The organism is Flavobacterium plurextorum, from assembly GCF_002217395.1.
Lineage (GTDB): Bacteria > Bacteroidota > Bacteroidia > Flavobacteriales > Flavobacteriaceae > Flavobacterium > Flavobacterium plurextorum.
The window spans coordinates 68,941-81,843 of sequence record NZ_MUHD01000033.1; the positions used below are offsets into that span (position 1 = coordinate 68,941).

Sequence of the window (12,903 nt, forward strand, 5' to 3'; positions counted from 1 at the left end):
CTACATATGAAAAAAATAATCTTTACAGATAAGGCTCCTGCTCCAATTGGACCTTACAATCAAGCTGTATTATCAGGAAATACACTTTATGCATCTGGTCAAATTGCTATAAATCCAGCATCAGGAGAGCTTGTAACTGAAAACATCAATGATGAGACAAAACAAGTAATGGAAAATATTGCAGCAATTCTAGAAGCCGCAGATATGACTTTTGAGAATGTGGTTAAAGCAACTATTTTCATTATGGACATGAATAATTTTGGCGCTATAAACGCTGTTTACGGTTCTTATTTTAACGAAAAAACCGCTCCAGCACGTGAAACGGTTCAAGTGGCATGTCTGCCAAAAAATGTAAATGTTGAGATTTCTATAATCGCAGCGCAATAGCATCTAATAATAATTGTGCCGTTGCTTCGTTTGTTGCCAGCGGCACATTATGTACATCGCAAACGCGAATTAACATATTAATATCGGCTTCATGCGGATGACTTGATAAAGGATCTTTAAAAAAGAAAACCATTTTCGTAATTCCTTCCGCTACTCTGCCTGCAATCTGAGCATCACCGCCTAAAGGTCCAGAAAGCATTCTTTGGGTTTTAAATCCCGCAGCTTCGGCTTTTCCTCCAGTAGTTCCTGTTCCAATAAGTTTTATTGACTCATGATGTAATACATCACTATTTTTAATCAAAAAGTCGATCAAATCAGCTTTCTTGCCATCGTGAGCAATGATTGCAATTTCCATAAATCCAGAACTATTGGTTAGCAACATGGTACGCAATTAATCCATCAATAGGTCTTCTTAAAACGTTCCCTAATTGAAGTTCATATTTATCAAAAGTTTCTTGTAATTCATCTTTTAGATAAAATGCAATAGAACCTACAAAATGTACAGGAACTTCTTTGCAGTTATCAAACTGTTTGATATAGTTTTTAACGAAAGATTTCATTCCTTTGAAAATAATTTTTCTACAGAATTCTGTGTCTTTGTGTTTGATTAAAAACTTTGCAAAAGTTGCCAAATAAGCATTTGGATTTGGTTCTTTGTATAGTTTGTTTTTAATAAAATCAGGATCAACGTCGTACTCTTTTTCAAGTTCTACCGCTAATTCTTTTGGCATTTTATTAAAATAGTACTTTCTAATTAATTCTTTTCCAAAAACATTTCCGCTGCAGTCATCCATTAAGATATAACCTAATGACTGCACTTTTTGATGCAATACTTTTCCATCAAAATAACTGCAGTTAGAACCTGTTCCTAAGATCGAAACAATTGCTTCTTCACCTTTTGGTGTTGTTGCATAAACGGCAGCATAAGTATCTTCTTGTACGTCAATAATTGCATTAGTGAAATAATCCTGAAAGATCAGCTTTAAAGCTTCTTTCATTCTGTCAGTTCCACAGCCAGCTCCGTAAAAGAACAAATGGGTTGCATTTTTTTTATTTTGCAAAATATCAAAACGATCGTTTAATCTTTCAATGATTTCTGGAGCGTCTAGAATTTCAGGATTTAATCCTAAGGTTTGTGTGGTGAATAATACTTTTCCATTATCATCAATTGCAATCCAATCGGCTTTAGTAGATCCACTATCAACTATTAATTTCATTTTATTTAGTTTTTGGATTAGTTTTTCTTCAATAAACTATAAGTGTGTTTTTTACAATAATTAAAGACGAAACAAAATAAGAAAATCCCGTTCGACGCGTCGAACGGGATTCTGCAAAAATATATAATATTATTTTAAACCTGCAATATGTACAGATAAATCGATCAATTTGCTTGAGTATCCGTACTCATTATCATACCAAGATACTAATTTGAAGAAAGTAGAATTTAATCCAATTCCTGCACCAGCATCAACGATTGAAGTTCTTTTATCAGAAATAAAATCTTGAGATACAACTGCATCTTCAGTATATCCTAAGATACCTTTCATTTCGTTTTCAGAAGCTTTTTTCAATACCGCTAAAATTTCTTCGTAAGTAGTTTCTTTAGCTACTTTTACCGTTAAATCTACTACAGAAACGTCAGCAGTAGGAACACGGAAAGACATTCCAGTTAATTTTCCATTTAAAGCAGGAATTACTTTTCCAACTGCTTTTGCAGCTCCAGTAGATGAAGGAATGATATTGATTGCAGCAGCACGTCCACCTCTCCAGTCTTTTCTAGAAGGTCCGTCAGCAGTCATTTGAGTTGAAGTAGTCGCGTGAACAGTAGTCATTAAACCTTCAACGATTTCGAAATTATCGTGAATAACTTTAGCTAAAGGCGCTAAACAGTTTGTAGTACAAGAAGCGTTAGAAACAACTAAATCAGTAGCTTTTGCAGTTTCGTGGTTTACTCCCATTACAAACATTGGAGCATCAGCTGAAGGAGCAGAAATGATTACTTTTTTAGCACCACCTTTAATGTGCTCATTTGCAGTTTCGATAGTTGTAAAGATACCAGTACATTCTGCAACAACATCAACATCAACTTCATTCCATTTTAAGTCAGCTGGATTTCTTTCTGCAGTGATACGGATATTTCTTCCGTTTACATATAATTTCCCTTCTTTAACTTCTACAGTTCCGTTGAAACGACCGTGAACTGAATCATATTTTAACAAGTAAGCTAAGTGATCTACGTCTAGCAAATCATTGATTGCTACAACCTCTACATTATCTCTATTGAAAGTTTCTCTAAAAACGATTCTTCCGATACGTCCAAATCCGTTTATTCCTAATTTTACTTTTGACATTTTACTAATTTTTTGCTTTTGTTTTTATTACACTAATTTAAAGTCTAATTTCCTCACAATAAACTTCATTTCTTTTTTAAACTTTGTCTTATATAATTATGTCGACATGATGTCTGACACTCTCAATAATTCTCTATCAATCTCAGATTTACCTTTAATTGCTTGTTCAAGCGGAGTCAACGACACTTTGTCTTCTTTAAGACCAACCATGTAGTTTGATTTTCCTTCGATTAAAGATTCTACTGCTTTAACACCAAGACGACTTGCCAGTACACGATCAAAACAAGATGGTGAACCACCACGCTGCATATGTCCTAAAACAGATACTCTAACATCGTATTCCGGTAAATTAGCTTCAACGTAGTCTTTTAATTCAAAAACGTTTTTACCAATTTTATCTCCCTCAGCAATAACAACTATACTTGATGATTTTCCTGATGCTTTACTTTTTTGAAGAGAGTCTAATAATCTATCTAAACCTAAATCTTCTTCAGGAATAAGAATTTCCTCAGCACCAGCACCAATTCCGGCATTAAGAGCGATATGTCCTGCATCTCTACCCATAACCTCTACAAAAAACAAACGGTTATGTGAACTTGCAGTATCTCTAATTTTATCGATACAATCTACTACTGTATTTAATGCGGTGTCATAACCTAATGTATGACTTGTACCAAAAATATCATTATCAATTGTACCAGGAATTCCCATTACAGGAAAACCATATTCTGCATTGAAAATTAGACCTCCAGTAAAACTTCCGTCTCCTCCAATAACTACTAGAGCATCAACTCCAGCTTTTACTAAATTTTCGTGTGCTTTTTTTCTACCTTCTGGTGTTCTAAAATCAACGGAACGAGCAGATTTCAGGATCGTTCCTCCTTTATTTACTATATTATTAACGCTTCGAGGGCCCATTTCTTTAAAATCGCCTTCGATCATTCCTTGATAACCTCTATAAATTCCTATGCATTCTATATTATGATAAGCACATGTTCGAACAACTGATCGTATTGCAGCGTTCATTCCTGGTGAGTCTCCTCCTGAGGTAAGAACACCTACTTTTTTTATTGTTTTTGACATTATTTAAGTATTAAAGTGTAAAATTAGCAAACGTTCACCACTTTTCGGGTTCTGTTTATAATAAATTAATAAAATATGTTAAATTCAAACGTTTTCGTTAATAAGTTTTTTGACTATAAAAATTTCATTTAAAATAATAAAACTCTATTTTTTTAATTAATTCTTTAAAATTAACAATAGCCGAATGAAGTGTTACAAAAAACACATAAATCGTATTACGCTGAAAAATTATGAATTGACTAAAATACGCATAAAAAAACCCATTATGTAAATAATGGGTTGAAATAGCATTTTTTTAACAATCAACTAAAAATCGTTATCCGGAATTAATCCTTCATTATTATTTCTAGGCTGCGGTTTTTTCTCTTCTTCTTTCTGAGATTTCTTTTTATCTTTCTCAGCATCTTTCTTATTCTTCTCGGATTCTTTTTTATTGGTAAAATTAACAAAATCAGGATTTAAATTAGAATCTTGAAAATCATTTGAATTTTTAATTGCTCTTTCTAATTTATGATTTTTGAACATTTTGTTTACCAATTCGCTAAAAGTATCAAAATCTACTTCGTACGAAATACCAACTCCTTGTGTATAACCAATTCCCTGTCCGATATAATTAATATCGTTCTCTTTATTAAACAAACGAAGGTTCATTGATCCGTCATCATTTACGCGATACAAAATTTCAATATCACCCACGATTGCTGATTCGTTAACACCGCCGACCGGTACACCTAATTTACCATTGATCGTAATACGTTCGTTGATTTGAGAAGATATATTAGCCACAAACTGACCATCCGCTTCTTGTCCCAGCCTTTTATCTGCAGAGATATAATTTAAATCGATATTAACCTTATCATTATCTGATTTTATAATTCCACCTAATAAACTGGAAGCCGTTTCTGTTAATGTTCCAGACAAATCGCCTTGACTAAATCCGTCTGTACTCATAAACGAACCTGTAGACAATAAATAAAGCGCTTGTGTTTGACGAATATCTTTATCGTCTAACTTATACTGTATTTCAGATTTAAGCACGTTACTTACAGATGGAAACTGAATATCAAAGTTAGGCTCCGGACTTGTTAAATCTCCTCTTAAACCAATAACTACTTCTACTGGTACTTTTTTATTGAATGAAGAAGTATTATCAAGCAACACCGCAGGATTTGCTGATGTTTTATAAACTGCTTCAAGATTTAACTGTGCTTTCATTGGGTTTCCTTCCCAAATAATAGATCCTCCTTTTTTAACGGAGAATTTTTTATCAATTAAACCGCCGTATTTAAAGTTATAAGTTCCTTCATATGCCTGGAAATCTCCCCACATATTAAACTTACCAAGTGTATTAATTTTAAACAACAGCGATCCGTAACCTTTTCCTTTCATACCATGTCCGGAATTTCTATCTAAAATTACTTCAACTTCTGCATCTGGCGTAATATCAAAATCAAACTCCAACTCTAATCCGTTGTAGTTTTTTGTTCGTTCCACAATACCATTTGCCAAATTGTATTTCTCTTTTGGCGTTACAAAATGAATCCAGTTGCTTTCACCAACACTTTGTGAATTGTTTATCGGAATTTTGACTTCGGTTCCTTTTTCAGATTTAGCATCTACTTTAATAAATAAACCGTCTGTAGGTCCTTTTATACTTGCAGTTCCATTTATAAAAGCCGTTCCAAAATAAGCCGCGTCTTCGCTGTCTTTTGTATCCAGCGCCAATAAACGTTTAGAAGTTATGGTTAAATCTAATTTCCAATCTCCAAAATTATGATGCTCAATTGTACCATTCAGCAACCCTTTTGTTCCAAATTTGGTATCCGTCAATTGATTGTTTCTGAACAAGAATTTCTCATCTGTTAAATCAATTACCGTTCGATCGCTAAGTTCATAATCTGTGTTCAAGTACGGAATTGTCATTCCTGCTTTTTCAACATAAAGTCTTCCGTTGATTTCAGGTTTTTTCAAATTCCCGACTACCGCTGCATTTCCTGAAACTGTTCCTCGCACATTCGATAAAACATCTCCGCCAACTTTCCCTAAAGTTGCCAGATTAAATCCTTCTAACTTTAAACTTAAGTCTAAAAACGTTTCTTTATTTTCTATAGCAAAAGTACCATTTGCTCTAAACGACTCGGCAAAACCATTAACAATAGAGGAATTTATGGTAAACTTTTTAAAACTTTCGTCACCGGCAATATCAAATTTCAAAGTCCCTAAATCTATGTCATTTAGATTCAGCTTATCAATTGAAATTGTTGCGGTGGGTTGATAAACATCTTTATTTTGCTTGTAATTTATATTTCCATTCAAGTTACCCTTAAAAACAAACTTGGAATTTAAAGGCGTAATCTTGTTAATATCAACATCTTCAAAATTCAAAACCAGATCTTTATAGTCCTTACCTTTTATCACCCCATTTAAATCAATTTTCTGATCTTCATGTGATAAAACTATATTATCAAAGGTGAAATTTTTGAAAAACTGATCAAAAATAATCTGATTGTCTTGTTCTGAATTTTCATTTAAATACCATAGATAATCTTTGAACTTCATTTCAGATTTCTTAATCCCTACAATGTTATTCTTGTTTTTATCAATCGTATGAAACAAATCCAAATTAAAGTAATCTTCGCCTTTTTCTCCTCCTTTAAACTCAGATCTAACAAACAGAGTGTCTTTTGCAGTAACGTTAATCAAATTAAAGTCACGTATTTTATAATAAGGAGTTTTGATGCTGTCTAATTCTACGAAAGCATTATACAGTGCATTTTTATTATCAACACTAACTCTAATATTATCAAACGTATTTTTGGCTGCTGTAATTTGATGCGAATTAAACTTAAATTTAAACTCATTCTGATCAGCATCTATTTTACCTCGCACAACTGTACTTGAGTCAATTTTCATTTCAGGATACAGCATTTCGACTACCTTATTATATACATGAAAATTAAAGCGTAAAAACTGGCCTTTATTTACTTTATAAGGTTTATAATTGGTGTATAAGCTTCCTACGGAATTCATAACCAGTTTATCTAACTGATCGAAACGAAATTTACCCACTATTTCGCCATTAACAACGTCGGTAGAATTAATTGTTATGGTACGCAGTTTATTTTCGTCAAAACCAGAATTTATAGTAACTTCATCAAAGATATAAGTCGATTTTGGATTTTGATAAACAGCATCTTTAATAAAAATGTTCCCTTTAAGATTTTCAATTGAATTACCGGTCACTTCAACAACAGCATCACCTTGAAAATGCGAAATTGAATCGTCTACAAATCTAAGTTTTCTTAAATCGGCATTTTCTACATTTATATGAAAATCATATTTACTCTCGCGTTTGCTCAAATCAACCATACCGTCAAAAGACAAACTCAAGTTTGGATCATTTACAGAAACCTGTCCTTTATAATAAGGCAATTTAAAATTCCCGTTTACTACTATATTGTTATAGGTATATTTATTATAATCTAGTTTTGCAATATCACCTTTTATCTTAGTGTTTAGATATTTCTCTGTAAAACCTACACCGTCAACATCTAAGTTTAAGGTTGTTTTGCCAATATCCTTTCGGTCTAATAATGCTCCTACATTAAAATTATCAAGTACAATATTCCCTGAATATGATGCTTTGTCGATAAAATCCATATTATTCATATGCAGATCTACAACACCATTACCAAGATCTGTTGCCATTTTGAAAGCAGCTTCTAAATCTGTAGTCGAAACTTTGGCTTTACCAACAATATTGAACTTTCCAATTTTTTTAAGTTCTTTTGGCAGTTTTTTACCCAAAACCTCTGGAAGTAAAACTACTAGATTATCATAGCTTGAAATTAATTTATCGAACTTCCCGTTCATAGAAAACTTTTGCGTTTTACTTCCTAACAGGTTTCTAAAATTAATATTTCCAAAAATCTTCGATCCGTTAGAATCGCTAAGTCTAAGATGATTTAAATTTAAATTATTTAAAGGTCCTTTTATCTTAGTTCTAACTCTAAAATGTTGATTTTTACCAAGTCCGTCATAAAAATAACGAATATCATTTGAAGCAATCGAAGACGAATCTAGAGCTACATCAAACTGAACTTTATCTGTAAAATCAAGAAAATCCGTGATTTTATAATTTAAAATTGCTTTTCCATAAATCCACGATCTTTTTGTTTTTATGGCTAAGTTTTCGACTTTTATTTGTTTTTTGGTATAACTGAATTTACCGGCAAAGTTTGAAACATATAAACCTCGATGGTCTAAAAAAGAAAATCTGTGAATAGTAGTATTTACATCAGGACCATACAACTTAAAATCGCTGATATAAGCATTCAGTTTTTTAAAATCCAGGAATCTTGGTGTGTTTTTATTTTCATCAATAACCGAAAAATTACCATTAGTGATGTAAGCATTTCGTGCAGTTAAGAGAAAATGCTTTGCAGATTTTGGTGTTTTTTTTCCAGTTTCAAACAATTTAATAAACTTATTAATATTGTTTTCATTTTCATTTTTATAGGTTTTCAAATTAAAAATCAAACCCGTTAAACGAAGATCACCAAAAATTAAATCACCATCAAGCAATCTTTTAATGCTTAAAATATCTGTAGTAATAAGGTCAGAATAGATTAAAGTCTTTTTATGATGATCTAAAATCAGGACTTTTTTAAGTTTTACTCCCCCAAAAATATTGATTGCCGTTTTCTCTACACTGATATTTGTTTTAAAATCAGTATTCAGAGTTTCAGTTATATATCGTGCAATTTTTGTTTGTACAACAGGCAGCGACAATGTGATAGCAAGTACCAGCAAAAGTAAAATTAAGCCAATCAGGGTTCTGGATACTATTTTCTTAATTCGTTTGATAACTGCTTTTTATTATTGTTTTTGTATTAATTTATTTTGAACAGACAAAGGACGACTGTTTTGATAAAAATTCTTTAATTTTGGCTTCTCCTTACAATCAAAGAAAATTGAAAATTTGATTTGTCAAATATAATTCAAAATTTGTGCCTTTATATGCAAAATCCAGAGGTTTTTATTCTTGCCATCGAAAGTTCATGCGACGATACTGCGGCCGCAGTTTTACATAACGACAAAGTACTCTCAAATGTTGTAGCCAACCAATTAATTCACAACCAATACGGCGGTGTTGTTCCTGAGTTAGCTTCAAGGGCGCATCAGCAAAATATTGTGCCTGTAATTGATGCTGCACTTCGTAAGGCAAATGTACAAAAAGAACAGCTAACTGCGATCGCTTTTACACAAGGTCCAGGCTTAATGGGATCATTATTGGTAGGAAGTTCTTTCAGTAAATCATTAGCATTAGCATTAAAAATTCCGTTAATCGCTGTAAATCATATGCATGCTCATATTTTGGCGCATTTTATAGATGAAGAAGGCTTTGACAAACCAGAATTTCCATTTCTGGCTTTAACAATTAGCGGCGGACATACTCAAATTGTAAAAGTAAACGGCTTTTTTGATATGGAAATTATCGGAGAAACAACTGATGATGCTGTAGGAGAAGCTTTTGATAAAAGTGCCAAAATTCTTGGCCTTCCTTATCCCGGCGGACCTTTAATTGATAAATATGCCAAAGAAGGAAATCCAAAAGCATTTACTTTTACCAAACCAAAAGTTCCAGGTTTAGATTTTAGTTTCTCAGGATTAAAAACGGCAATTCTATATTTTATTCAAAAAAATAAACTAGAAAATCCAAATTTTATCGAAGAGAATCTTAATGACATTTGTGCTTCAATACAATATACTATTATTGAAATTTTGATGGACAAATTAAAACTTGCTGTCAAAGAAACAGGAATTAAGCAAATTGCAATTGGCGGAGGTGTTTCGGCAAATTCAGGTATTAGAACCAGACTTAAAGAAAGTGAAGTTAAATACGGCTGGAAAACTTTTGTTCCTAAATTTGAATATACCACAGATAATGCTGCAATGATTGGAATTGTAGGTTATCAAAAATATTTATCAAAACGTTTTGAAACTTCTGCGGTTGTTTCAAAAGCGAGAATTCAATTTTAAATTATGCAGTTATTTTACAATCCTGATATAGACGAAACAACAAAAAGTTTTTCTTTTGATAAAGAAGAAAGCAAACATATTATAAAAGTTTTACGCAAGAAAGATTCAGATATTCTTCATGTTACAAACGGTTCAGGCTTATTGTTTGAAACCGAAATAACTTTGGCTTCTGATAATAAATGTATTGTTGAAGTACTTTCTATAAAAAAATCACCAGAACCAAAATTTCGCTTGCATTTAGCAGTTGCGCCAACTAAAATGAATGATCGTTTTGAATGGTTTTTAGAAAAAGCCACCGAAATTGGAATTCAGGAAATTACGCCAATTATATGCGATCGTTCTGAACGAAAAGTTATCAACTTAGAGCGTTTTGAAAAAATCATTTTATCGGCTATGAAGCAGTCAAATGAAACTTTTCTTCCAAAACTAAACGACGCTGTTTCTTTTAAAGAATTCATTAAACAAAAAAATAAAGGGTTGCAATTCATCGCGCATTGCGAGGAAACAGACAAAAAATCTTTGAAAGGTGCTTTAAAACCGAACGAAGATGTAACTTTATTAATTGGTCCTGAAGGAGATTTTTCGGATAAGGAAATTGCGTTGGCTATTGAAAATAATTTTCAGCCGGTAACTTTAGGAAATACTCGATTGCGAACTGAAACTGCTGCAGTTGCAGCTTGTCATAGTGTTGTATTTTTTAATGAAGTTTCAAACTAATTGTTATTCAACAACTATGAAAAAAATATTTCTTTTATTTTTATTCGTTTCTATTTCTTCTTTCTCTCAAGAAATTGCTTTGTTAAAATACAGCGGCGGCGGCGACTGGTATGCAAATCCAACATCGCTCCCAAACTTAATACGATTTTGCAATGCGAACATTAATACTAGAATAAAAGCAAAACCATCAACTGTTGAACCTAGTAATCCAGATTTACTTTCGTATCCGTTTGTGCATATGACCGGTCATGGAAATGTTGTTTTCAGCGATTCTGATGTTACTAATCTTAGAAATTACTTAACTGGTGGAGGTTTTTTACATATTGATGACAATTACGGAATGGATCAATATATTCGAAAGGAAATAAAAAAAATATTTCCAAATAATGATTTAATTGAAATTCCTTCCAATCACCCAATTTTTCAAAAACCTTATCCTTTTCCAAACGGTCTTCCTAAAATTCATGAGCATGATGGAACTCGTGCGCAGGCTTTTGGAATTTTCGTCGAAAATAAATTAGTTTTATTATACACTTACGAATGTGATTTAGGTGACGGATGGGAAGATCCAGAAGTACATAATGATCCCGCAAATGTTCGAGATAAAGCGTTAAAAATGGGCGCTAATATCATCAACTATATTTTTACCAACTAAAGACTAAAAAGTGCAGCTTACTCACGAAGAAAATCAATTTGAAAGAAAAACATTTCCAATAACTTTGGTTTGCGATCATATTTATTTTCAGCAAAATATTGGTTCGCTTTTTAGAATTGGTGAAGCTTTAGGAGTTGAGAGCATTATTTTTTTAGGCAAGGATATTCCTTTAACTCCAAGAAAAATAAATAAAACTTCACGCAGCACACATCTTCATGTGCCTCATAGTATTATTGAAGAAACTTCTGACTTAATCACTTTTCTGAAAGAAAACAATTTCGAGATTATCTCGCTTGAAATCACAAGCACCAGCAAACCTTTAAAAGAAGTTCAAATTCCTAAAAACCAAAAAATTGCACTTATTATCGGCAATGAAATTAATGGAATTTCTGATGAGCTTCTAAAAATTTCACATCAAATTGTGCACATAAATATGTTTGGAAAAAACAGCAGCATGAATGTTGTGCAAGCTGCAAGTATAGCTTTATACGAATTTACTTCATAAAAAAATATTTAACATTTTTGTAAGAACTAGACTATACAAGGGCTTGTAAAATTCTGACAAAAAAATTGTTATATTTTTTTGGTCAAAAGATCATTTTGTTATAAAATTGCGACATAAATAACCAAATTTAATTTTTTATAACAAAAACCCCAAGTATTATGAAAAAAGTTATTATTACCGCAATTACAGCATTAGTGCTGTTTTCATGTCAAAACGACCAATCTGAACCGTCAAATTCAGACACAAGTGCAATAACTCGTCGTGCTTGTGCCTCACAGGAAGTTTTAGAAGCACAATTAAAGGCCGATCCTACATTAGCCATTAGGATGAATGAAATTGAAGCCTTTACCAGTCAAAAATTACTTACAAATCGTTTAGTGAATGGCAAAATCGAAATTCCAGTTGTTGTGAATGTTTTATACAAAACTGCAGCACAGAATATTTCGAATGCTCAAATTCAAACGCAAATCGATGTTTTAAACAAAGATTTCAACGCACAAAATTCTGATTTTGGAAATGTTCCTGCCTTATTTTCAGGAGTTAAAGCCAATGTAGGAATTACATTTGTTTTAGATCAAGTGATCAGAAAATCAACTACCAAAACTTCTTGGGGTACAAATGATGCCATGAAAAAAACGGCTCAAGGCGGTATTGCACCAACTTCTCCAACAACAAAACTAAATTTATGGTCTTGTGCTATTGGAGGCGGAATTTTGGGTTATGCACAATTTCCCGGCGGTGCTTCGGCTACTGATGGAGTTGTAATTGATTCTAAATACTTTGGTTTATCAGGCGCAGCAAATGCACCATTTAACCTTGGCAGAACTGGAACTCACGAAGTTGGTCACTGGATGAATCTACGCCACATTTGGGGAGATGCAACTTGTGGAAATGACTTAGTTTCTGATACACCTACTCACAATGCAGAAAACTATGGTGTTCCAGCATATCCTCATTACAGTACATGTACTGGAACTCCGGTAGAAATGACAATGAATTACATGGATTATGTTGATGACAATGCTATGTATATGTTTACAGAAGGCCAAAAAACAAGAATGGCTGCAATTTTCCTTTCGGGAGGACCAAGAGCTGCTTTTGGAATCTAGAACAGGTACAGCATTTATAAAACAAAGAGCGAGATGATATCATCTCGCTTTTTT

General features: G+C 32.7%; 11 protein-coding genes. 6 read left to right on the forward strand and 5 right to left on the reverse strand.

Annotation, left to right across the window (positions count from 1 at the left end; genetic code table 11):
• Positions 1 to 6 precede the first annotated feature (6 nt).
• Positions 7 to 387, forward strand: coding sequence for a Rid family detoxifying hydrolase (locus B0A81_RS17415; protein ID WP_089059193.1), 381 nt, complete (start codon positions 7 to 9; stop codon positions 385 to 387).
• Here B0A81_RS17415 and B0A81_RS17420 read toward each other — a convergent pair.
• The 5 genes from B0A81_RS17420 to B0A81_RS17440 form a co-directional block, all read right to left on the reverse strand.
• Positions 368 to 742: a methylglyoxal synthase gene (locus B0A81_RS17420; protein WP_089052850.1), complete on the reverse strand. Its 375-nt coding sequence runs from the start codon at positions 740 to 742 to the stop codon at positions 368 to 370. The genes B0A81_RS17415 and B0A81_RS17420 overlap by 20 nt on opposite strands.
• Before the next feature lie 10 nt (positions 743 to 752).
• A complete protein-coding gene (locus B0A81_RS17425; protein ID WP_089052800.1) occupies positions 753 to 1,604 on the reverse strand; it encodes an N-acetylglucosamine kinase in 852 nt (283 codons plus the stop codon).
• A gap of 129 nt (positions 1,605 to 1,733) precedes the next feature.
• A complete protein-coding gene (gene gap / locus B0A81_RS17430; RefSeq protein ID WP_089052799.1) occupies positions 1,734 to 2,738 on the reverse strand; it encodes a type I glyceraldehyde-3-phosphate dehydrogenase in 1,005 nt (334 codons plus the stop codon).
• Between the two features lie 96 nt (positions 2,739 to 2,834).
• Positions 2,835 to 3,821: a 6-phosphofructokinase gene (gene pfkA / locus B0A81_RS17435; RefSeq protein WP_089059194.1), complete on the reverse strand. Its 987-nt coding sequence runs from the start codon at positions 3,819 to 3,821 to the stop codon at positions 2,835 to 2,837.
• 306 nt (positions 3,822 to 4,127) lie between these two features.
• Positions 4,128 to 8,633: a translocation/assembly module TamB domain-containing protein gene (locus tag B0A81_RS17440; protein WP_244281440.1), complete on the reverse strand. Its 4,506-nt coding sequence runs from the start codon at positions 8,631 to 8,633 to the stop codon at positions 4,128 to 4,130.
• 207 nt (positions 8,634 to 8,840) lie between these two features.
• Between B0A81_RS17440 and tsaD the strand changes: the two genes are divergently transcribed.
• The 5 genes from tsaD to B0A81_RS17465 all read left to right on the forward strand — a co-directional run bounded on the left by tsaD (position 8,841) and on the right by B0A81_RS17465 (position 12,849).
• A complete protein-coding gene (tsaD, locus tag B0A81_RS17445) occupies positions 8,841 to 9,863 on the forward strand; it encodes a tRNA (adenosine(37)-N6)-threonylcarbamoyltransferase complex transferase subunit TsaD (RefSeq protein WP_089059196.1) in 1,023 nt (340 codons plus the stop codon).
• Positions 9,864 to 9,866: 3 nt separating this feature from the next.
• Entirely contained in the window at positions 9,867 to 10,580 is a 714-nt protein-coding gene (locus B0A81_RS17450; protein WP_089059197.1) for a 16S rRNA (uracil(1498)-N(3))-methyltransferase, read from the forward strand.
• 16 nt (positions 10,581 to 10,596) lie between these two features.
• Positions 10,597 to 11,235, forward strand: coding sequence for a DUF4159 domain-containing protein (locus tag B0A81_RS17455; RefSeq protein ID WP_089059215.1), 639 nt, complete (start codon positions 10,597 to 10,599; stop codon positions 11,233 to 11,235).
• Between the two features lie 10 nt (positions 11,236 to 11,245).
• Positions 11,246 to 11,740, forward strand: coding sequence for a TrmH family RNA methyltransferase (locus B0A81_RS17460; protein WP_089059198.1), 495 nt, complete (start codon positions 11,246 to 11,248; stop codon positions 11,738 to 11,740).
• 158 nt (positions 11,741 to 11,898) lie between these two features.
• The gene (locus B0A81_RS17465; RefSeq protein WP_089059199.1) at positions 11,899 to 12,849 is read left to right on the forward strand and encodes a zinc metalloprotease; all 951 of its coding nucleotides are present in this window, start codon (positions 11,899 to 11,901) and stop codon (positions 12,847 to 12,849) included.
• Positions 12,850 to 12,903 lie beyond the last annotated feature (54 nt).